The 18,522-nt window shown below is 65.7% G+C and carries 20 protein-coding genes and 1 pseudogene; 7 read left to right on the top strand and 14 right to left on the bottom strand.

Annotation, left to right across the window (positions count from 1 at the left end; genetic code table 11):
• Window positions 1-12 precede the first annotated feature (12 nt).
• On the bottom strand, window positions 13-648 hold the full coding sequence (locus tag J0P97_RS10260; protein WP_215487682.1) for a M23 family metallopeptidase: 636 nt from the start codon (window positions 646-648) through the stop codon (window positions 13-15).
• Between the two features lies 1 nt (window position 649).
• Window positions 650-1,372: a hypothetical protein gene (locus tag J0P97_RS10265; protein ID WP_215487683.1), complete on the bottom strand. Its 723-nt coding sequence runs from the start codon at window positions 1,370-1,372 to the stop codon at window positions 650-652.
• A 255-nt stretch (window positions 1,373-1,627) separates the two neighbouring features.
• On the opposite strand from J0P97_RS10265, the gene J0P97_RS10270 reads away from it, so the two are divergent.
• The 4 genes from J0P97_RS10270 to J0P97_RS10285 all read left to right on the top strand — a co-directional run bounded on the left by J0P97_RS10270 (window position 1,628) and on the right by J0P97_RS10285 (window position 3,758).
• Window positions 1,628-1,945, top strand: a complete 318-nt coding sequence (locus J0P97_RS10270; RefSeq protein ID WP_215487684.1) for an ArsR/SmtB family transcription factor — start codon at window positions 1,628-1,630, stop codon at window positions 1,943-1,945.
• 250 nt (window positions 1,946-2,195) lie between these two features.
• Window positions 2,196-3,038, top strand: coding sequence for a restriction endonuclease (locus tag J0P97_RS10275; protein ID WP_215487685.1), 843 nt, complete (start codon window positions 2,196-2,198; stop codon window positions 3,036-3,038).
• A 274-nt stretch (window positions 3,039-3,312) separates the two neighbouring features.
• Window positions 3,313-3,606 (top strand): hypothetical protein, encoded by a 294-nt coding sequence (locus J0P97_RS10280; RefSeq protein WP_215487686.1) that lies wholly within the window; start codon window positions 3,313-3,315, stop codon window positions 3,604-3,606.
• Window positions 3,603-3,758 carry a hypothetical protein gene (locus J0P97_RS10285; protein WP_215487687.1) on the top strand — a complete coding sequence of 52 codons (156 nt, stop codon included), beginning with the start codon at window positions 3,603-3,605 and terminating at the stop codon, window positions 3,756-3,758. Before J0P97_RS10280 ends, J0P97_RS10285 begins: the two co-directional genes overlap by 4 nt.
• Window positions 3,759-3,845: 87 nt before the next feature.
• On the opposite strand, the gene J0P97_RS10290 is transcribed toward J0P97_RS10285, so the two are convergent.
• Entirely contained in the window at window positions 3,846-5,156 is a 1,311-nt protein-coding gene (locus J0P97_RS10290) for an ISL3-like element ISPfr18 family transposase (RefSeq protein WP_215487688.1), read from the bottom strand.
• Between the two features lie 340 nt (window positions 5,157-5,496).
• On the opposite strand from J0P97_RS10290, the gene J0P97_RS10295 reads away from it, so the two are divergent.
• Entirely contained in the window at window positions 5,497-6,186 is a 690-nt protein-coding gene (locus J0P97_RS10295; RefSeq protein ID WP_215487689.1) for a LacI family DNA-binding transcriptional regulator, read from the top strand.
• A 55-nt stretch (window positions 6,187-6,241) separates the two neighbouring features.
• Here J0P97_RS10295 and J0P97_RS10300 read toward each other — a convergent pair whose 3' ends face one another.
• The 6 genes from J0P97_RS10300 to J0P97_RS10325 all read right to left on the bottom strand — a co-directional run bounded on the left by J0P97_RS10300 (window position 6,242) and on the right by J0P97_RS10325 (window position 13,967).
• Entirely contained in the window at window positions 6,242-8,470 is a 2,229-nt protein-coding gene (locus J0P97_RS10300) for a glycoside hydrolase family 31 protein (RefSeq protein WP_215487690.1), read from the bottom strand.
• The gene (locus J0P97_RS10305) at window positions 8,470-9,621 is read right to left on the bottom strand and encodes a glycoside hydrolase family 15 protein (RefSeq protein WP_215487691.1); all 1,152 of its coding nucleotides are present in this window, start codon (window positions 9,619-9,621) and stop codon (window positions 8,470-8,472) included. The genes J0P97_RS10300 and J0P97_RS10305 overlap by 1 nt, the downstream gene beginning before the upstream one ends.
• Before the next feature lie 77 nt (window positions 9,622-9,698).
• On the bottom strand, window positions 9,699-10,943 hold the full coding sequence (locus J0P97_RS10310) for an ABC transporter substrate-binding protein (protein WP_215487692.1): 1,245 nt from the start codon (window positions 10,941-10,943) through the stop codon (window positions 9,699-9,701).
• A 45-nt stretch (window positions 10,944-10,988) separates the two neighbouring features.
• Window positions 10,989-11,819 carry a carbohydrate ABC transporter permease gene (locus J0P97_RS10315; protein ID WP_215487693.1) on the bottom strand — a complete coding sequence of 277 codons (831 nt, stop codon included), beginning with the start codon at window positions 11,817-11,819 and terminating at the stop codon, window positions 10,989-10,991.
• Window positions 11,812-12,759: a carbohydrate ABC transporter permease gene (locus J0P97_RS10320; RefSeq protein ID WP_215487694.1), complete on the bottom strand. Its 948-nt coding sequence runs from the start codon at window positions 12,757-12,759 to the stop codon at window positions 11,812-11,814. The genes J0P97_RS10315 and J0P97_RS10320 overlap by 8 nt, the downstream gene beginning before the upstream one ends.
• A complete protein-coding gene (locus J0P97_RS10325; protein WP_215487695.1) occupies window positions 12,756-13,967 on the bottom strand; it encodes an ROK family transcriptional regulator in 1,212 nt (403 codons plus the stop codon). The genes J0P97_RS10320 and J0P97_RS10325 overlap by 4 nt, the downstream gene beginning before the upstream one ends.
• A gap of 281 nt (window positions 13,968-14,248) precedes the next feature.
• On the opposite strand from J0P97_RS10325, the gene J0P97_RS10330 reads away from it, so the two are divergent.
• On the top strand, window positions 14,249-14,716 hold the full coding sequence (locus J0P97_RS10330) for a hypothetical protein (protein WP_215487696.1): 468 nt from the start codon (window positions 14,249-14,251) through the stop codon (window positions 14,714-14,716).
• A gap of 114 nt (window positions 14,717-14,830) precedes the next feature.
• On the top strand, window positions 14,831-15,238 hold the full coding sequence (locus J0P97_RS10335; RefSeq protein ID WP_215487697.1) for a hypothetical protein: 408 nt from the start codon (window positions 14,831-14,833) through the stop codon (window positions 15,236-15,238).
• Here J0P97_RS10335 and J0P97_RS10340 read toward each other — a convergent pair.
• The 5 genes and pseudogenes from J0P97_RS10340 to J0P97_RS10355 all read right to left on the bottom strand — a co-directional run bounded on the left by J0P97_RS10340 (window position 15,184) and on the right by J0P97_RS10355 (window position 18,222).
• Window positions 15,184-16,421 (bottom strand): IS3 family transposase gene (locus J0P97_RS10340; protein WP_372449697.1). Its coding sequence is split into 2 segments (ribosomal slippage): window positions 15,184-16,142 and window positions 16,142-16,421, totalling 1,239 coding nucleotides; the frame shifts between segments, so codons are not numbered across the junction. The genes J0P97_RS10335 and J0P97_RS10340 overlap by 55 nt on opposite strands.
• Window positions 16,390-16,929: a hypothetical protein gene (locus tag J0P97_RS10345; RefSeq protein WP_246540201.1), complete on the bottom strand. Its 540-nt coding sequence runs from the start codon at window positions 16,927-16,929 to the stop codon at window positions 16,390-16,392. Before J0P97_RS10345 ends, J0P97_RS10340 begins: the two co-directional genes overlap by 32 nt.
• Window positions 16,929-17,087 (bottom strand): annotated as a pseudogene (locus J0P97_RS15650) (IS481 family transposase); the annotation flags it as partial. The gene J0P97_RS10345 and the pseudogene J0P97_RS15650, both read right to left, overlap by 1 nt.
• Window positions 17,088-17,215: 128 nt before the next feature.
• Complete coding sequence (locus J0P97_RS10350; RefSeq protein ID WP_215487700.1) at window positions 17,216-17,569, bottom strand: hypothetical protein; 354 nt, start codon at window positions 17,567-17,569, stop codon at window positions 17,216-17,218.
• A 242-nt stretch (window positions 17,570-17,811) separates the two neighbouring features.
• Entirely contained in the window at window positions 17,812-18,222 is a 411-nt protein-coding gene (locus tag J0P97_RS10355) for a hypothetical protein (protein ID WP_215487701.1), read from the bottom strand.
• Window positions 18,223-18,522 lie beyond the last annotated feature (300 nt).

Here is an 18,522-nt window from a genome sequence, read left to right on the forward strand (position 1 = left end):
TCCTCTCGTGGATTACTGCAGGGGGAGGCCGAGTGCGGCCATGAACGGTTCGGGATCGATGGCGATTCCGTTCCGCTGGATCTCGTAGTGCAGGTGGCATCCGGTGCTCTTTCCCGTGCTGCCCTCTGCGCCGAGCGGTGTGCCGATGTCGACGTCCTGCCCAACGGTGACCAGAAGCGAGCCCCAGACCATGTGGCCGTAGAGCGTGACGATGCCGTCTCCGTGATCGAGGCGGACGGTGTTGCCCCAGCCCGGCATCGGGCCGGCGTTGATGACTCGGCCTGCGCTCGCGGCGTGGACGACCGCGCCGCACGGCATCGCGACGGAGGACATGTCGAAGCCCTTGTGATCCGACGGGCAATACGCGCAGCCGCGCACGGGATGCCACCCGAACCCGCGGCCCACCGTCCAGTTGCCCTCGAGCGGGTACCCCCACGCGCCGTTGGTGACCGGCGCGCTGCCGGAGTCGGGAGCGGCGGCTCCGGCGGCGGGCATGGCCTGCCCGGCGACGGCGAGCGGGATTATCCACATCGGCGCGGATAGGACAGCGCCGAGGGCGAGCAGCACGATCAGCATGATCGCGAAGATCTTCCGGCCAGTCCTCGTGTTGCCGAGGGCGACTGCAGCTGCTGCAACCGGCGCGGGCATGTCAGGGCTCCAGCGGCTCCGTGAAGTAGCGCACGATCTTGCAGTCCCCAGCCTGCTGCGCACTGCCAGGCGTGGGGATGGACCCCGCGCCGCACAGCACTTGCACGCTTACCCGAGTGGTTTCGTCGAAGGAGAGTTCCCCAGAACTCCCGTCGCTGGACGTGGTGGTGAGCACCACGTCAGCAGTCCCGATGGTCATGTCGCCGGTCTGATCGGCCGGCACGCCCTGGCGGCTGATGTCGCCGTCGACTTTCGCCGTGATCCTGCCGTTCTGTTCTGCGAGTGAGTCCCATTGCTCTTGCGGGATCACGATCGCCTGCCGCAGCTCGACCTTCACCGATTGCAAATCCGCTGCGCGCTCGGACTCGTCGTAGCGCGTGTCAGGAGTGAGCCACGTGTCGAGGTAGGTCAGCCACTCCTCGCGCGTCGACAGCGCTGTATCGAAAGTGGATGCCGCGGCCAGCGCCGCGCGGATGTACGTTTCAGCATCCGGCGTGATGGGTTCGGGCACCCACCCCCTTTTCGTCACGGTCGCATCGACGAACTCACCGGCGCCTGCGGTGGGCACGGTCGGAGGCGCTGGTGAAGTTGTCGTCGGGGGCGTCGGATCGGCCGTATCCGTGCGGCCCGCGATCGCGGAAATGATAAGCGCGACGATTCCGATGAGGAGCACCGCGCCACCGACGATCGCCCAAGTGCGCGCTCGGTTCGCTCCTGCGGACATCACTGGCCTCCTCCACGCGCGGAAAGGATGGCGGCCATCGCCCCAGTACGAACCGTGGCTAATGGCCGTGGCCGCATGCTACGCGCGTCTCGCGCACGCGTGCCAGGGGTTGTGGATAAACCAGGCATCCATATCCCCCCTTGTTGCGTGCTGATCATTGACATATGTGGATAGTACAGCGATACACTCTGCAAGTGAAGAACTAATTTGATCAGTTTGTTGGACGCGTGCATCCGCAGCCGCGACAATGGTTTCGTGCCCCGATACACCCGCCCCGCGAACAGCGAGCACGCGGAGGATCCCATCAACGCTCTCGGCAACCGAGTCCGAGCCATGATCATCGGCTACCTGCGCGAGCACCCCGACTCGCTCCGCGCAGAGATCACGGCCGCACTCGACATCCCGAAGGCGACCACGGCAAAGGCTCTCGCGACGCTCGTCGAGTACGGGCTCGTCGTGCCGGACCCGCCGCGCGAGACGGCGACGCGGGGACAGTGGGTGCGTTATCGCGTGGAAGCCACGGCGGTCAGCGAGCTGTATCTGCAGTTGGGGCAGGTTATCGGGGAGGTCTGAATGCCGCCGCACGGCTCGACGCGATTCACGAGGACACCTGGCCGGTCCAATGGACGTACGAGTTCACGACCCTGCTAACCCTGCTCACCCGCCTGGTGGCGGTTGGCGCGGAGCGGGCCGATCTGCTCGGCAAGATCCTTCAGTCCCCGTTTCCTGGGCGACGATCGCAGACACACTCGGGATCAGCGTCGACGAGACGATGCGGCGCTACGCCTGATCGGCGTCGCCGGCTCGCCATGGGCTGGAGCGCGTGACGTTCTCGTGGCGGATGGCCGAAGCGCTGGCGGCTGCGTACATGCGCGAGATCGGGTTCGCCGATGCGGCCACGACCCGCGCTTTGGTAGACGGCGGGCTGGATGTCATCGCGAGCAAGGCAGCCGCTCAGGTCAAACATCAGTCGTCACCCGTAGGCGCTCCCGCGGTGCAGCAACTCAAGGGTGCGGGGTGGCGCTATGCCCATCTACTGTTCTTCTCGTCGTCGGGGTTCACCGCGCTCGCGCAGGCCGCAGCGAACGACGACGGCATAGCGCTGTTCGCCTTCGACGAGCTGAACTCGGTGTCGCCGCTCAACGCGGTCGCCGAACGCCTCCCCGAGCTGCTCCGTGTTCTCGATGTCGAAGCAGACTGTCGAGCTCGCGACGAAGGAGCGTGGATCCGCAGTATGGCGTGGGGGCCGGTCGCCCTGCGCCGCGTCGATGGAAGTCTCGCGAAGTTCCCCGACCCGGTGATGACGACGAGCGAATACGAGCTCGGTCGCATCGTTCCCGATCGGCACGAGTTCCTGCGACTGCGCGAGTTCGTCAAGGACGGTCGCTACCGCCGGGATTCCGAGATCGACGAGCTCAGACAGCGCGCCGAAGAGGCGTTGGAATCCTCGCCTGACGAGACGATGCTGTGTCTCGCTGAGGTCGACAGACTACGCACCGAGAACCTGCTGGACTTCGAAAGCGAGATTGGCGCGATGGTTCCCGATGTCGCCGCGCTGCGCGAGCTCTTGCATCGCGAAACACGACAGCGCCTCGAGGCGCTCGGACGCGACCCGGGCCCGTACACTTTCGCAGACGCGTTGACCGACCGGCTCGACCTCGTCTGAGCTGGCTGCATCGGCCGCTCGAAGCTCCCTGAGCACGGAGATCTACCTGCACGAGGGCGCAGTAGCCCAGATGGAGATGAGGGACCCCACCGCGCTCGAGAGCTGGCACTAGACCCCAGTCTTCGGCCGAGCGACCGCCGCGTCCGTCGCAGCCGATGCGCTGTCCATCGATGCCGATACCATCCGCGCCTGGCTTCTCACCCCGATGCCCGCCCGTCGTACGAGGGCCCCAGACAGCCTCGGTCCGAACGCGCAGAGGCCGTGTGATGCTCCCATGACGGTCGACTTCGCCACCGGAGATCCGCGCTTCATCTATGCGATCCGCCGCGACGGTGCCCCTGGGCTGATCGAGCTGCCCGACGGCGAAGCCGGGGCGTACCGCGACATCGCTCGCTCTCTCCTGATGTGCCCGGTGCGCGGATGTCCCTCGCCGGAGATCACGACCGTCGGGGGCGACGGACGGAGGCATCACTTCCGGCATCTCGTCCGCTCGGCCGAGACCGATCACGGGCCGGAGGCGTGGATCCATCTCGAGTCGAAGGCGGTGGCGGGGTCGATCTGGCGATGATCGAGCTCGCCAAAGAGTGCATGCTCGGCGACGACACCGTACGAGCTCTCGAGAATCGCTGCGCGCGCGAGACGCTGGAGTCCGTGCGTCCCCAGTTCGGCGGCTCCTCTCCGTCGACGCTCGACAGCGGCGTGAACCTCGCCGAGTGGTAACGTGAGCGGCCCGACACGCAGTGAACCCAGTGCGCGGTACCGGCCCAAAACGCTCACATCGCGGCGCCGATTCGAGGCCTAAGCGGCTCATCGCGAATGAGAGTGTAGGAGCGGTCTGAATCCGCCGGCTTCGAGGAGCGATCTGGCGACGTAGTGCGTGAGGTTCCGGAAGCCGAGGGCGGAACCGCGAAGGTGCTCGAGCCGGACGTTGATGGCCTCCGTTGGGCCGTTGCTCGTTCCGGGGCGGTCGAAGAACGCGAGGATGTCCGCGGCGCGCTGCTTCAGCGTGCGGCCGAGGCGACGGACCTCTTTGAGCAGCGCGGGGACGCCGTTGCTGACAGAGTCGATCACCGCCCGCATCATCTCCTTCGCCTTGTTCTTGTCGGGTTCGCGGTAGGCGGCGATGATGCGCTGGTAGATGCCCCAGGTCGCTTCGACCTCGACGTGCTCCTCGGCGGCGAACACCGCGTCGAGCCGCGCGGTCTGTTTCTTGGTGAGGAAGCTCGCGCCGGTGTGGAGGGTGCGGCGGACCCCGTAGAGCGGGTCGCCGGCGTGACCGCGGTGCCCGAGCGTGTCTTGCTGAACCCGCTGCCGGGTCCGGTCGAGCGCGTCGCCGGCGAGGCGGACGACGTGGAACGGGTCCATCACCGGGACCGCGTCGGGGAGCTCTTCGGCCGCGGCGGTCTTGAACCCGGAGAACCCGTCCATCGCGACCACCTCGATCCGGCTCGACCACTCCGCAGGCCGGGCGGCGAGCCACTCCTTGAACACCTGCTTCGAGCGGCCCTCGACCATGTCCAGCAGCCTGGCCGGGCCCGTCTTGTTCCTCGCGGGGGTGAGGTCGATGATCACGGTCACGTACTTGTCACCGAACCGTGTGTGACGCCAGACGTGCTCGTCGACACCGATCGTGGTGACCCCGTCGAACCTCGCCGGGTCATCGATCAGCCGCTTCTTGCCTTCGCTGATGATCGCGGTGTTCGCGGTATGCCACGACACCCCAAGCCCTGCTGCGGCGCGGGAGACGGTGAGGTGGTCGACCACGATCGCCGTGAGTGCCCACCCGATCCCGCCGCGGGAGATCTTCTCCCTCGGCGCCGCCGCCTTCGACGTGTCCTGCCGCCAGGTCCGGCGGCAGTGCGTGCACCGGTAGCGGCGCACCCGGACCAGCAGCGTCGTCGGCCGATGCCCGAACGGCTCATGCGCCAGCGGCCGCGTCACCGTGTCACGCGGCACGCCCTCCGCGCCGCACTTCCGACACCACGGGTCGTCCTCGACGACGCGGCACTCCAGCACCGCCCGATCAGGCTCGAGCAGCTGCCCGACGGCTTGAAGGCCGAGCTCGTCGAGACGGCAGAACGTGGTCAGGTCAGGGGTCACGAACGTAGGGTGGTGCAAGTCGAGGTCTTCCGGCGGATGGTGAGCGTGAGAACTTCCATCCTGGAAGACCTCGACGCCTATCCGCGAACCAGCCGACGGTCCCGGGCTACACCCTCAACTGCGAAGAGCCCCATTTCCCTCGGGGTCTTCGAGGACGTGCGAGACTCCGATGGGCCACAGGTCCGTATAGAGACCGGCGAGCGTTTCGTGCTGTGGCCGGGCACCGCGCCGCTGGTAGTGCGATTCGGACAAACTGTTAGAGATGCGGCCAGCGACGACGCCTGAGGCTGGCAGTACATGACTACTCGACTGGCAACCCGATCGACGCGTAGGCGGCTGACGAACTGCCAAGCCCACGATGCAGGCCAATAGAAAATGCGACGCACGCAGCAATCGGGTCGACGGCATCTTCCTCAGCGAGATCAAAGTCGGCGATGAACGCGTCGCCGAACTCGCGTCTCTCGGGTTTCCCGCAGTCGGCATCAACCCTGACATCGATTTCCCTTTTCCGGCGGTGCGCCAGAGCAGCGTCGAGGCCATCACCGACCTCGTGCGGACGCTCGCCGCCCTCGGTCACACTCACATCGCGCACGTCAGCGGGCCGACCCAGTACATCCACACGCACGAGCGCATCGCCGCCTGGCAAGGAGCGATGGAAGCGGCGGGCCTGGACGCATCGAACATCGTCGAGGGGTCATTCACCTCCGATGGGGGGCGCACAGCGGCCGACATCCTCATGACAGGGGCCCGTCTGCCCACGGCCGTGTTCTGCGCGAACGATCTCGCCGCGATCGGATTCATGAACCGCGCCATCGAACTCGGCCATCGCGTGCCGCACGACGTCTCCGTCGCGGGGTTCGATGGGATCACGATCGGCGACCACGTCCGCCCGACGCTCAGCACGATCCGCAGCGCACCTCGCGAGCTCGGCAGAGAAGCTGCTCGCTTGCTCCTGGCGTCCATCGACGGGGAGCAAGTGCCTAGCGTCAGTCTGGCGCCGGCGCGGTTGGTGCTGCGTGACTCTGTCGCGCGGGTCGCCCAGGACTGATCAACCGTGGGCTCAGGTCGCGCGGTCGCAATTCAGTGTCACTCGGGGTGTGAAATCACCCCATCGGCTCGAACAGCTTCACCAGCTCAGCGTTCCGCGTGAACACGGGGATCTGGTTCATCGACGTCTCAACCTCGATCGTCACCGAGCCCTCCACACGCTCGCCGGTCCACACGTTGATCCACTCACCTTCGGGGACGTAGACCGAAGAACGCTCCGCGCCCTCCTCCAGGACGGGCGCCACCAGCAGCTCGTCTCCGAGCATCCACTCGGTTGGAGCGGTCCACACGCCCGGGTCGCCCGGGAACTCGAAGAAGAGCGGACGCATCAAGGGACGATCCGTCGCCACCGCCTGCTTCGCCGACCGCTCGAGATAGGGAATCAGGCGCTCTCGCAACTGCGCGTACGCCCGCGACAGCGGGAGCACCCGCTCATCGCCTGTGCGTTCGGCGATGTTCCACGGCGTCCGATCCCGTGACGGCGTGCGGTGGTGGTTGAACTCGGAGTGATACTGCATGATCGGCACGAACGTCGCCGCCTGCACCGAGCGGATGTACAGCTCGGCTGACGGGATCTCCCCAGAGAACCCGGCGAGATCCCATCCCCAGTAGACGATGCCCGACGCGGCCGCCGTGAGGCCCGCGTTCATCGACCAGCGGAATGCCTCCCACGTGGAGTTCTCGTCACCGGCCCAGAACGCACCGTGCGCCTGTGAGCCGGTGAAGCCCGCTCGGCTGAAGGTCACCGGCGCCTTGCCCGCCGACTCGAGCAGTGCACCGTATGCCTTCGGGTAGGCGACGGGGAACGTGTTGTTCTTCTCATCGCCGCGTCGTCCGTCGAGGTACACGAGCTCGTTGCCCCACGCGTGCTCGCCACCGTCCGTCTTGAAGCCGTCCACGCCGACCTCCTCGACGAGATAGCGGCGCTTGTCCGTCCACCACTTCGCCGCACGCTCGTCGGTGAGATCCGGCATGAATCCCAGCGGGAACCACCAGCCGCGGTTGCGGTATGGCCGGGTCCCACCGGTCGGGTTGGGCTCGCGGATCAGTACGTTCTCGCGAATCGCCGCGTCGGCATCCGCCTTCGTCTGCCCATGCGGATGCGGGCGCATCTTGATCAACGGAATCTGCCACAGGTGCAGGCGGATCTCGCGGGCATGAAGCTCGTCGGTCATCGCCTTCGGATCCGGCCACGCGCCATCGGCGGGAAACTGGAAGTCGGACAGGCGGTGAGGCGAGCCGTCTTCGTGCGTGGTGTATTCCGCGTCGCGGAAGATCGTGAATGTGGACTCATCGCTCCACGCCTCGATGACGACCGAGCCCACCGGGATGTCGTGTTCCGTGTGCAGGTCCATCTGCCGCATGACCTCGGCCTGAGTGTTCCATTCGTTCCCGCTGGCCCACAGGCGAAAGACCCAGCTCGGCAGTTCTTTCGCACGGCCGGCGACGTCGAGGAAGCCGCCCAGAACCTCGGTCGGCGTGCCGTCAAAGATGCGGACGATGAGCGGGTCGTCCTCGCCGGTCTCGGCTTCGACGACGATCTCATCGTCGGCGCTCGCACCGACGTCGAACCACACACGGCGCGACGTGTCGACATGGAAGCCCCACCCAGTGCCACCCACAACGTGGGCGAAGGGCATCGGCATGTACGTCTTCCGCTCCGCCCCTTGAGACTTGTACTGCTCGAACACCATCGAGTCGAGCGTCTGCCCGCGCTGATCCACCGCGTCGTACCGTTCCCCGAAACCCGCGACATGCTCGCCCGGCGCCAGGGGAAGCGCAAAGCGCACGCGCCGATTGCGCGTGCCGTCGCGAAGGACCCGGACGCTGCCGGGGACGACACGCGACGTGCCGACCTCTTCGATCAGGGTCTCGTCCGCCTCCCACTCGGCGGCTCGGAAGTCGAACCAGCGCGTACGCTCCTGCGTGCCGTCCTCGCGCGTGCCCGTGAAGCGATAGCGGTAGCGTCCGCCGGTCTGCAGCACCGGCGTCTGCACCTGCCACCCGCCGACAGCGCGCGCGAGCCGTGCCGCTGCGGACGCGAGGTGGCCGCCGTCGGTGACCTTTCCCCGCGACGTCGTCGCGACGCGCTCGAGCGTCAGATCCGTCGTGCTCGATTCGCCGTGGTCAGGTTCCCACAGCAGCGTGCAGGTGACGGCGACGATCCCGGCATCCGCGCGGATGCCGAGGAGCGCCGCCTCACGCGCGAGCGGCGTCACGGGTGAACGCTGCTCGGTGTCGACGGAGTAGGGGTGTCCGGAACCCTCGGGACGGTGGCGGAGCATCAGGCGTTTCCTTCATTGATGGCGGTGAGTCGGTGGGAGTCGATGCGACCGAGTTGGATTCCCAGGCGCAGGAGCATGGCGTGGCTCCACAGCAGGGGAGTCGCGACGGGGCCCCACCGGTCGATCCACTCCTGGCGCATGCCGGGGGCGATCAGATGGCGGTCGACCTGCTCGGGCATGTCGAGGTCTGCGGTGGCGGTCGAGGCGGCCCAGTCGAACAGTTCATTCGCGCGCGTCCGGTCGCCGGCGGCGTCGTGGGCGAGTCCGAGGAAGCAGCTCAACAGCGGCCACTGTCCGCCGCCGAAGAAGGTGTCGCCGAGGTAGCGGTGGGTGCCGCCATCTACGGTCAGGTGCGCCTCCAGCACCTGGATGGTGCGACGCGCGATCGGCGACGACGCGTCGATGACGCCGAGGGGTGCGATGGCGGATGCGAGGCTGCCGTCGACGGCGGTGCTGCCGACCCATTTGATGAGGTGTCTGTCTTTCACGCCGTCGCCGAGGATGCGTGCGTGGACGGCTGCGAGCTCGGCCTCGACCCGTCGAGCGCGTTCACCCGAGATGAGGTGCAGACGGAGCGCAGCCTCGAAGCCTGCGGCGATGCAGGCGAGGGTGGAGATGTGCACGTGTTCGGCGTGCTCTTCCCACCAGTCGTAGCAGGGGCGCTGCCAGGAGGCGACGAGGTAGTCCACTGTCAGAGCGACGGCTTCCCGGTAGGGGGCGCTGTCGAGGTCGTGACGATCGAGGTGTTCGCCCAGTGCCCAGATCCATGTCCCGTAGCCGTCGAGCTGGAAGTCCCACCAGTCGTCGGTCCCGTCCTCACCAGCGAACGTGAACCGGGCAGGCAGCATGTGGTCGCCGCTGGGGGGTGTGCCCTCATCGCTCTGCTGGACGATCGTGCGGATCTGATCGGCACGGCCTTCGAGAGTGCGGGCGCACCAGTCGAAGAATCGGGTGGCGGAGAGGGTGGCCCCGGCGAGGGATGCGCCGTCCGCGATGAAGGATCCGTCGCGAAGCCAGCTGTACCCCACGTATGCGGAGAACGTGGGACTGGCTGGGTAGGCGCCCTCCGCCGTCTGCAGATCCGTGATCACACAGAGGCTGTGGTCGGCGAGACGCTGGATGTCGTCCTGGGTGAGGGCGCGTGTGGCCACGGTCTGTCCTTCGGTGGGTGGTCGCGCCCGCGACGAACGGGCGTCGCGGGCGCGACCGGAGTGCGGTGCAGGGTTCGTTACTTCAGCAGGCCGTCGACCTGCGTGGCCAGCGCCGGAATGGCGTCGCCGGTCGTCGCTCGGCCGGCCGCGATCTCGCCGAGCGAATTCGTCACGTCGTCCTGGATCTGCTGAGCGTTCGTTCCGAGCTGCGGGGCGACGGCGATGTGCTCGAGCGAGTCGAAGACGGCCTGACGATTCGCCGGGGGCGTCTTCTCGAGGTACGGCTGCAGCAGCGAGTCATCGGCAACCGGGGGCAGCTCCCACCCGGCGGAGAGGCGAGTGTCGACCATGGTCTTCGAGCTCGTCAGGTAGTCGGCCCACTTTTGCGCGGCCTCCTGGTGCTTGGAGTTCTTCGAGATGACGACGGCGTTCGAGAACGTTGCGCTCGCCTTCTGCGTGTCGCCCGGCTCGACCGCGATGTCCCACCCGAACGGCAGGTCGCCCACAAGGCTGATCATCCAGATGCCCGTGTGCCACATCGCGAGCTTCCCCTCCTTGAAGAGGTTGGTGTCGAAGTCAGCGGTTCCCGCGCCGTCAGCGGCGGTCGGCATGACGGTGCCGGACTTGCCGGCGATCCAGTCCGCAGCCTTCTTGCCAGCGTCGGAGTTGAAGTCGGATGCCGAGTTGTCGTCGTTCAGGAAGGTCCCACCCGCCTGCTGCACGGCCTTGTAGTACTCGTAGTAGCTGATCGGCTGGTAGTCGCCCCACACGCCGGCATCCTTGTTCGTCAGCTTCTCCGCCGCGGCCTTCTCGTCCGCCCACGTCCAGTTGGTGGTCGGGTAGTCGACACCGGCTGCGTCGAAAAGGTCCTTGTTGTAGAAGAGGACGACGTTGGAGAACGAGGTCGGCAGTCCATACTGCTTGCCATCGACCTTGTAGCTGTCGAGCACCGAGGTGCGGTACTTCGAGTCATCCACGCCGGTCATCTCCGAGAGGACGCCGTTCGCCTGGATGTTGGCGAAGCTGCCCGCGTCGACATCGAACACGTCGGCTTCGGTGCCGGCCGCCAGATCAGTCTGGAGCTTCGTGAAGTAGTCGGCGTAGGCCGCGGTCTGGACATCGACCGTGATGTCGGGGTTGTCCTTCTCGAACGCGTCGACGATCGTCTTGAGGTTGTCCTCGTTGCCACCGTTCGAGATGAAGTTGGAATACGTGATGGTGACGGGTCCCGAGTCGTCCCCTGATGACGAGGACGAGCATCCCGTCAGGACGGTGGCGCCGAGGATCGCAACGGTGCCCGCCGCGATGATTGCCTTCTTCATGGTGCTATCTCCTTTGATGTGATGGTGGTGAAGGGTGAAAAGGGGTCATTTGAGTCCGGTGCCGGCGACGCCCTGCACGATGTACTTCTGCGCGAAGACGTAGAGGGCGAACATCGGGATGATGCTGACGACGGATCCCGCCATCAGGACGTCCCACTGCGTGGAGAACTGGCCTTGCAGCGCCGAGAGGGCCACCGGCAGGGTCTGCATCGTCGGGTCGCGCAGGATGATCAGTGGCCACAGGAAGCTGTTCCACGTGTTGAGGAACGCGAACACTGCGAGCGTGGCTAGAGCGGGTCGCACGAGGGGCAGCATGATCTGGAAGAAGATGCGGAAATGTCCCGCCCCGTCCAGTGTCGCGGCCTGATCGAGGTCGTATGGCACCGTGCTCATCGCCTGCCGCAGGAGGAACACGCCGAACGCGGAAGCGATCGTCGGCAGGATCGCGCCCAGGTATGTGTTGATCAGCCCGAGCGTCTTCATCTCCGCGAACAGCGGCACGATGAGCACCTGGAACGGGATCATCATCGTCGCGAGGTACAGGACGAACACCGCGCCCCGGCCACGGAAGGGGAGGCGCGTGAAGGCGTACGCCGCCATCGAACTCGTGACCAGCTGCAGGATCGTGCTGACGATCGCGATGATCAGCGAGTTGGCGATGACCTGGGCGAACGGGACCCGGCTGAACAACTCGGCGTACGGCGCCAGCGACGGGTTGTCAGGGATGAGCTTCGGGGTCGACGTGAGCGTCGCACCAGGCGTGATCGAGGTGACTACCGTCCAGACGAACGGGAACAGCATGACCAATCCGCCGACGATGAGTGCGACGTAGAGCAGGGTCTTGCCGACCGTGAGCCGACGGGTGGTCTCACTCATAGTTCACCCACCGCTTCTGCCCGTAGAACTGGATGAGGGTGATGACGAGGATGACGAAGAACAGCAGCCAAGAGAGGGCGGATGCCATGCCCGCCTGGCCGTAGCGGAAGGTGAGGTCGTACACCTGCTGCACGACCACGCGGCTAGCGTCGTTGGGGCCGCCGCCAGTCATTACGTAGACCTGGTCGAACACCTGGAAGCCGTTGATCAGTGAGAGGACGATCACGAAGAAGGTCGAGGGGGAGAGGAGGGGCATCGTGATGCTCCGCAGTCGACGCCACCACCCGGCGCCGTCGAGTTCGGTGGCTTCGTAGAGGTCGGGGTTGATCGTCTGCAGACCGGCGAGCAGGATGACCATCACGAAGCCGAGGTCCTTCCATGCCGACGCGAGGATGATCGACGGCATCGCCCACGCCGGGTCTGCCCACCAGCCAGGTCCTTCGATGCCGAATACGGCGAGCACGTTGTTGACGACCCCGTTGCTCGGGCTGAGCAGCCAGCGCCAGACCAGCGCGACGACAACCCAGCTCGTGATCACGGGAAGGAAGTAGACACCGCGGAAGATCGCGCGGCCGCGCAACCGTGAGTTCAGCGCGAGAGCGAGGGCGAGGCCGCCGACGTACACCAGCGGCAGATATCCCACGATGTAGTAAACGGTGTGCAGGAACGCCTGGTGCGTGGCCGGGTCGCTGAGGAGGAACGCGTAGTTGTCGAGTCCCACCCACTGCATCGGCCCGATGAGGTTCCACGAGTGCAGCGACGTCCAACCAGCCGAGATCATCGGACCGATCACGAACGCGAGCAACGGAATCAGGCTTGGGAGCAAGAACACGAGCACGGTGAGCACGTACTTCAGTCGCACGCGCCCCGTCGGACGGCGTCGTCGCTGGATGACCGGATCCGCGGCGACCACCGTCGCGGGGGTTGCATAGGTCGTCATGCGGTCGCCTCGGCTGACGCGACCATCCGCTCGCGGACGAGTCGCCCCTGCTCGCCGGCGACGCCGTCTGCGTCGAAGGGAGTGGCAAGCACGAGAGCGGCCGCGCCCTGCGCCCAGCGGTCGTCCTGCCAGCTCTCGACCACGACGGGGGTCCCGCGCTTGCCCGGCACGAGCGCGCTGCGCAGGGCGCGCTCGAAAGTCGGTGCCCAGTGCGGCCATGCCTGCACGCCCTCGCCGAGAAGGACGACGATCGCCGGGTCGAACAGATTGATCGCGCCGGCGAGGGCGCGTCCGAAGACGTGTCCCGCATTGCCGAAGATCTCCGCGGCGCCGGCGTTGCCGGCGTCCGCGAGGGCGCGGAGGTCGTCAATGGTCTCTGCTGTGCCGATCAGACGGATCGAGCGAGCGTCATTGACCAGGGCCGCCTGGCCGATGACGGCCTCGAGGCATCCGCGGTTTCCGCACTGGCAGAGAGGGCCGTCTTCGCGCACGGGGACGTGTCCGAGATCGCCAGCGCCCCCCGCGCGGCCGCGCACGAGCACGCCGCCAGCGATCAGGCCCGCGCCGACGCCGTTGCCGACAGTCACGACGAGAACGTCATCGTGCTGGCGGCCCTGACCGTAGAGGCGCTCCGCGGCGCTCAGCGCGTTGACGTTGTTCTCGACAACCACCGGAAGGTTGAGTGCGCGGCGAAGGATCTCACCGAGCGGCACCTGGTTCCAGCCGAGCTGAGTGGAGTCGACGATGCCGACGCCCTGCTCTGCGACGTTGCCCGGCAGACCTACACCCACGCCCAGGACGCGCGTCCCGGTGCCCTCCGCGATGAACTGCGTGACCAGCTCGACGAGCGTGGATGTCGCGAGAGGGGACACCGCCTCGAACGGTCGTGTCACCGATCGAACGACCTCGCCGTCGATGCCGACTTCGACCATCGCCACGTGGTCAGGAGCGACCTTGACACCGAGCGCCGTGAAGTTGCGCGACACCAGCCCGAGCAGCCGCGCAGGGCGGCCGCCGTTGCTGCTCGACTGCTCGAGCTCCTCGATGAGGCCTTCGCGAAGGAGATCGCGGGTCAGCTGAGTGAGGAGGGCGGGGGAGAGGTTCAGTTCCCTCGCGAGATCTGCCCGAGACGCATTACCCCGCGCGCCGAGACGCGCGAGAACCGCGGTGCGGTTCACGTCCGCCTGAGTGCGGGACGTGGAAGCCATTTCACGACTTTGTTTAGGCATGAATAAAAGCTAGAACAAAACCAAAACCTGGTCAAGACCGGCTCGGCGGATCATGCGAAGGTTTCGAGCTCTCAGGAGACGGCGCACGAATAGCGAGGCATCACCGGGCGATCGACCGGGCGGGTCCTACGTGCGCCTGCATCGAGTCGCTGAGAGAAAGGACGGTTGGCGCGACCCCGTGCGTACGACGACCGAGTACCGGACAGTCTCAACGAGCGGCTGCTCTTCTCACCGCGGCGACCGAGCGGTACCTTCGCCTCATGCGAAAGCTTTTTCTCTCCCTTGGTCTGGTGCTGGTAATCAGTGGGGTCGTCGTGGTCGCGTTGGGGGCGATGGCTCAATCGGAGGATCCGGTCGTTGCGCTCGGGTGGCTCCTGACCGTGCCGCTCTTGGTGTCGGTGTGCGGGTGCGCGTTCTTGATCGCGAGCCTCTTCGGCATCGATGGATCTGATTCTCGCCTCGCTCGGCGTCGCCCATTGGTGTTGTTCGCACTCGTTGGGTTGGCTCTCGGACTCTCGTTTCCAGTGGCCGGGATCATTTCGCAGATCCCTGACTCGTTAGCGGGGTTGAACGCCGAGTTTGTGCCAGGCCCCGCGCCAGCGATCGGAGCGATCGCCTTCGCCGTGATCGGGCTCGCAGTTGGCCTTGCGGTCGGCGCCATTGGATCGATTCTCATGCGTATCGCGTATCGTCGCGGCTCGGCACTGGAGCGGCTCGCACATCGATAGGAGCCCGCGGGTACGACGTTCGACTCGAGTCTCCATCCGCCACGGAGCCACGCTCGGTAGCGGACCCTCAAACGGACAGGACTATCGGATCAGCTGAATCGCTAGGGTGTCGGCATGGCGACCATTCTGCGCACCGTTCACTGGACAGTACTGCCGCAAGCTGGCGACCCGATCACCCTTCTCCGAGCGGCCGTCGAGGCCACCGATTTCACAGTGACCGCTTCGACGCCGAGGTCAATCGTGATCGACGTCCCGCGGGCAATGATGAAGAATCGCTGGGCCGCGACCATCACCGGCGAGCTCGCTCCCCGCGGTGACGGCAATACCGACATCGAATGGACGATCGATGGGCTCGGCAACAAACACTACGAGCACATGGTGACGATTGCTGAGGGTATGCCGGAGGGATCACTAGACGACCACGGCATACCGGATGCCGTCTCCATGAATCGGCCTGACTTTCGTTCCTATCGGGAGCCTTGTCCGGCAGGTGCCGGTTGGCCTGATTCTTGGTCAGCGTAGTACGCGTCCTCGACCTCGGCGGGGGTTCGCATGTCGAGCTCGCCGTGGAGGCGGGAGTTGTTCCACCACCAGACCCACTCGAGAGTCGCGAGCTCGACCTGCTCGACGGTCCGCCAGGGGCCGCGCTGACGGATCAGCTCGGTCTTGTAGAGGTTGTTCACGGCCTCGGCCATCGCGTTATCGAACGAGTCGCCAACCGTTCCGGTCGAGGGGACGGCGCCGAGTTCGACGATCCGCTCGGTGTAGACCATTGCGGTGTAGTTCGATCCATGGTCGGCGTGATGGATGAGTCCGTCGAGGCGGCCGCCGACGTTCCAGGCGGCCATGTCGAGCGCCTGCATCGGCAGGATCTCGGCGCGCAGCGTGGCGGCGACGTTCCATCCGACGATGCGCCTCGAGTAGACGTCGGTGACGAACGCGACGTAGGCGAACCCGGACCAGGTGGCGACGTAGGTGACGTCGCAGACCCAGAGCCTTCGCGGCGCGGGCGCGGTGAAGCGACGGTTCACGAGATCGCTCGGCAGGACGGTGGTCTTATCGGGGCGGGTGGTGAATACCCGTTTCGACTTACGGACGCCTCGGACGCCGGCCAGGCGCATGAGGCGTTCGGTCTGGTCGCGACCGATGTCCCAGCCTTGCCGGCGCATCAGCGCATGCATCTTCCGGCGTCCGTAGACGCCGTAGTTCTCCGCATGCAACCTGGCGACCTCCGGGACGAGAAGCTCGTCCTTCAGCTGCCGTGCCGACGGCGCACGACCGAGCGCGGCGCGATAGCCGCGTGAGGTGAAGAATCCTCTCACTGCCGGTCGCAGCACCCGGCAGATGAGCTCGACCCCGAAACGATCCCGGTACTCGGTGATGAACCGGATCATCTCGGTCAGGGACGGTCGAGCTCCTTCGCGAAAAACACGCTCGCAGCCCTGAGGATCTCATTCGCCTTCCGCAGCTCGGCGTTCTCCTTCTGCAGCCGCTTGATCTCCGCAGCCGCGTCCGTCGACAGCCCGGGCTTGACGCCCGCGTCGACCTCGTAGCGGCGCTGCCACAGCCTCAAGGTCTCGGGACTCATCCCGAGCAGCCCGGCCACGTGACGGACCGCGCTCATCATCGTCGGGTGCGACGGCCGCGTCTCCGCGAGCATCCGCAACGCCCGCTCACGCATCTCCGGCGAATACTTCCTGTTCATCGAGTTCCATCCTTGCTTGAAGAACGGAACGAAAGTCAGGCCGATTCAGTAGAGGGCGGCGTTTGCTTGCCGGTGGCCGCCGCGATTGAGTCGGTGCACCGCAGAGCCTCGCGAACGCGGCTTCTGATCGGATGCGTTCGGGGTTGTCGCCTGCGACGATGAGCATCTCCGAGGCGGTGTCGGGGCCGACGGCGAAGGCCTTCGCGAGGTCAGGTGCGACCTGCGAGGTCAACTCTGCCAGCAGCTTCTCGTGCTCGGAGATCTCGGCGTCGAGCACCTCCCAGCGTCGAGCGATCGACCGCAGCGTGTGTTTCGTCGACGCGATGATGCTCGTCACTTTTCCGGGGCGGAGGGCCGCGCACCGGTGGATGAGCGCCATCTTCGTGAGGGGTTGCAGCTCCTGGCGCAGGTCGTCTGGCGCGTTCACGAGGACCTGCTTGAGGCTGATCATCGCTGAGGTTCGCGCCTTGACGGCGACGTCTTTCGCGACCTTGATCTGGCGAATCATCTCCCCTCCACGAGGGCACGCCTGCGGATCGCGTAGAACGTCTTCCTCGAGATCGAATGCTCCGCGCAGAAAGTGGTCACCGCGCCACGCGGCGCGTCCGGCGGCCACTGCGCGATCGCGAGACGGACACGGGGATCGACAGGCTCGATGCGGCTCATACCTCACACATAGAGCCGAGAAGTGTCACCACCAAGAACCCCGGAAGTGTCACCGATGTCTTGATGCCGTTCCGTCACCGATGTCCTGAGACATAGCAGCGCCAGTGCCGCGGTTGTCGGGCCCCGTGCTAGCTCTTCTTATCTGCTCGGCTTAGGCGTGCGGCAGTTCGGCTGTTCAGCTCGAATGCTTCACCTTGAATCAGTTTGGAGAGCAGCGTGCCCTCCTGAGGTGGGGTTGGGTCGTGGTAGATCACCCAGCTCGATGCTTCGATGAAGGCGTTTGAGAGAACCTGGTACGACTGATACGCAACGTCTATGCGCAGTGCAACCTGTCCATCTTCACCGATGATCTGAACTTCGTCATGGATGCGGTCCACTGCCCAGGTGAACTCGGCGCCGTCATCGGCAGTGGGAATCGGGCCGTCAGACACCTCGGGTCCGGCTTGATAGGCGAAGAGATTGGCTGATGTCGAATGTCGCACTTATTCGCTGATATCGAGCTCAGGCGTGTAGCCGGGAATCTTCAATGGTGTCGCCACAGTCATGGTCCATCGGTGCAGCTCGCCGTCCGCAGGGCCAGTCTGTTCGACTATGTTCCACCGATGGCGAAGCACCGCGAGCGTATTGAACCTGCCAGGGCCAGCGATGGGGATCCTCACGACCGGGCTCGCGCTGACCGCAGGAGTGTACTTCGGCGGCGTTCCGCCCATGTAGTAGGCCCAGCTCATCTTGGGCCTCGCCATACGGCACCGATGAAGTCAACATCGGACCGGGATGGTGAGTTGGCGTCGAGCGTGAAGATGGCGCGCGGCGGATCAAGCGGCCCTACTGAAAACTCAGTGGTGACTCCGGGGATGCTGGCGAGACAGGTGATCCTGAGCTCGCGATTGCGCGGCGGATTCGCGATTCGGTAGCGTGCGAGCACCGATTCATCACCAACCTGCACGTCAATAATTTCGCCTTCGACCGCGGGGACTAGAGATTCGGACACGCCTCCGAATCCGCCACCCGTTAGGGGCGTCACTGTGCGGAGGTTGGCGGTGACCCGGAAGCATTGCGACACCGTGGAAGGAACCACGTCGGGTGGTGACCAAACGGCTCGTGGCCATTTGATTGTTCCCGTGATCTCGTTCACGGCTCGTGAGATTACGGCCACGACCTGGTAGGAGAACCTGTTCAAAGACGATGGTTCGCCAAGGAGAGCCAAGTTAGTGGTGAGGATCAGCTCGCCCTCCGGGCTGACCATGACCGCACCCGTGTCTACCGCGAAAACATGCTCGGTGTCGTCGTTTCCGACGCTCGCTAGCCCTAGACGCTATGAGTGGTTGAGCCTGAGGCCTCCGCTCGCGTAGACCGTGGGTTGCGAGCCGGTCTTCCGGCTTCGCCTATCCACATACGTGAGGGAGGCCCCAGTTGATATCTGAGCGTACGAGTG

The sequence above is a fragment of the Microbacterium flavum genome (genome assembly GCF_018717645.1).
Lineage (GTDB): Bacteria > Actinomycetota > Actinomycetes > Actinomycetales > Microbacteriaceae > Microbacterium > Microbacterium flavum.

What these genes read in the sequence shown, in the direction of transcription:
- J0P97_RS10260 (WP_215487682.1), bottom strand. Translation starts at nt 648, where the DNA reads ATGCCCGCGCCGGTTGCAGCAGCTGCAGTCGCCCTCGGCAACACGAGG.
- J0P97_RS10335 (WP_215487697.1), top strand. Translation starts at nt 14,831, where the DNA reads ATGGCGACCATTCTGCGCACCGTTCACTGGACAGTACTGCCGCAAGCT.
- J0P97_RS10265 (WP_215487683.1), bottom strand. Translation starts at nt 1,372, where the DNA reads ATGTCCGCAGGAGCGAACCGAGCGCGCACTTGGGCGATCGTCGGTGGC.
- J0P97_RS10280 (WP_215487686.1), top strand. Translation starts at nt 3,313, where the DNA reads ATGACGGTCGACTTCGCCACCGGAGATCCGCGCTTCATCTATGCGATC.
- J0P97_RS10285 (WP_215487687.1), top strand. Translation starts at nt 3,603, where the DNA reads ATGATCGAGCTCGCCAAAGAGTGCATGCTCGGCGACGACACCGTACGA.
- J0P97_RS10345 (WP_246540201.1), bottom strand. Translation starts at nt 16,929, where the DNA reads ATGATTCGCCAGATCAAGGTCGCGAAAGACGTCGCCGTCAAGGCGCGA.
- J0P97_RS10300 (WP_215487690.1), bottom strand. Translation starts at nt 8,470, where the DNA reads ATGCTCCGCCACCGTCCCGAGGGTTCCGGACACCCCTACTCCGTCGAC.
- J0P97_RS10315 (WP_215487693.1), bottom strand. Translation starts at nt 11,819, where the DNA reads ATGAGTGAGACCACCCGTCGGCTCACGGTCGGCAAGACCCTGCTCTAC.
- J0P97_RS10310 (WP_215487692.1), bottom strand. Translation starts at nt 10,943, where the DNA reads ATGAAGAAGGCAATCATCGCGGCGGGCACCGTTGCGATCCTCGGCGCC.
- J0P97_RS10320 (WP_215487694.1), bottom strand. Translation starts at nt 12,759, where the DNA reads ATGACGACCTATGCAACCCCCGCGACGGTGGTCGCCGCGGATCCGGTC.
- J0P97_RS10330 (WP_215487696.1), top strand. Translation starts at nt 14,249, where the DNA reads ATGCGAAAGCTTTTTCTCTCCCTTGGTCTGGTGCTGGTAATCAGTGGG.
- J0P97_RS10325 (WP_215487695.1), bottom strand. Translation starts at nt 13,967, where the DNA reads ATGGCTTCCACGTCCCGCACTCAGGCGGACGTGAACCGCACCGCGGTT.
- J0P97_RS10295 (WP_215487689.1), top strand. Translation starts at nt 5,497, where the DNA reads ATGCAGGCCAATAGAAAATGCGACGCACGCAGCAATCGGGTCGACGGC.